The sequence below is a fragment of the Erwinia sp. MYb416 genome, from assembly GCF_037479575.1.
Classification (GTDB): domain Bacteria; phylum Pseudomonadota; class Gammaproteobacteria; order Enterobacterales; family Enterobacteriaceae; genus Erwinia; species Erwinia rhapontici.
The window spans coordinates 1-1,004 of the sequence record NZ_JBBGYT010000386.1 but is presented as its reverse complement, the minus strand read 5'-3'; the positions used below and the strand labels follow the sequence as shown (position 1 = coordinate 1,004).

The following is a 1,004-nucleotide window of genomic DNA, read 5'->3' as shown; positions in this document are numbered from 1 at the left end:
GCACTTTACCGGGCAGCAGGTGGCACTGAAGTCGGAGGTTGGTTACCCGCTGGCATTAGGGGCTAACACTACGCTGACCCCGCTGGCCAGCCTGAGCTACAGCTACCTGCATCAGGGCAGCTATCAGGAAAACAGCGACAACGGCAGTGCACTTGATGTCGACAGTGCGCACAGCCAGTCGGTCGAAAGCAGCCTCGGCGGTAAACTGGCGCACAGCTGGTCAACGTCTGTCGGCGACCTGTCTCCGTTTGTCCAGGTAATGTGGAGCCATCAGTACGATCGCAGCCCGATGACCACTAATTCCGGTTTCAGCGCGGACAGTCTGGGGGAAACCCGCTTTACCTCGCAGGGTGCCCGCCAGGCTTCAGACAGTGCAGATACCAGCGTCGGTGTTTCACTGGCTCATGCCGATGACCTGACCCTGGAAGCGCGTTACGACCTGCAAACTGCACCGCAGTTCATGGGTCAGACCGTCAGTCTGCAAGTGCGTAAGCTGTTCTAAGTCACGGGTGAAATTAACATCCCTCTGCGTTGGGTTACTTTGGTGCAGCCTGCTGACCGGCTGCGCCACCGATAACCGTGCTGCCACCGCCGACGCCATTGCGCGTGCGGCGGGTTTACAGCAGGGTGAAATCAACGCCGTGCCATTTGTACTCCGCTGGTGGGGTCGCATCAGCGATCCCGACCAGCCTGTGCATCTCTATATTGAAGGTGATGGTTTTGCCTGGGTCACCCCCAGCCAGCCCTCACGCGATCCCACGCCGTTTAACCCTACTGCGCTCAAACTTACCGCTGCCGACCCTGCCGTAAATGTGGCGTATCTGGCACGTCCCTGTCAGTACATCCCCATGACGCGCAATCCCGCCTGTGACCAAAGCTGGTGGACCGACCGTCGCTTCGGCCCGGAGGTGATTAACGCAATGAATGATGCCATCACGCAGATTGCCCGCCAGGCACCCGGTCAGCCTCTGGTGCTGGTCGGCTACTCGGGTGGTGGCGCGGTG

1 protein-coding gene and 1 pseudogene are annotated in these 1,004 nt (G+C 60.0%); both read left to right on the top strand.

Annotated features, from left to right (window positions below; translation table 11 throughout):
* Positions 1–502 (top strand): autotransporter outer membrane beta-barrel domain-containing protein (locus tag WH277_RS05475; protein WP_339504879.1); only part of this gene is annotated, 502 nt, incomplete at its 5' end.
* A 7-nt stretch (positions 503–509) separates the two neighbouring features.
* Positions 510–1,004: pseudogene (locus WH277_RS05470) on the top strand (alpha/beta hydrolase); the annotation flags it as partial.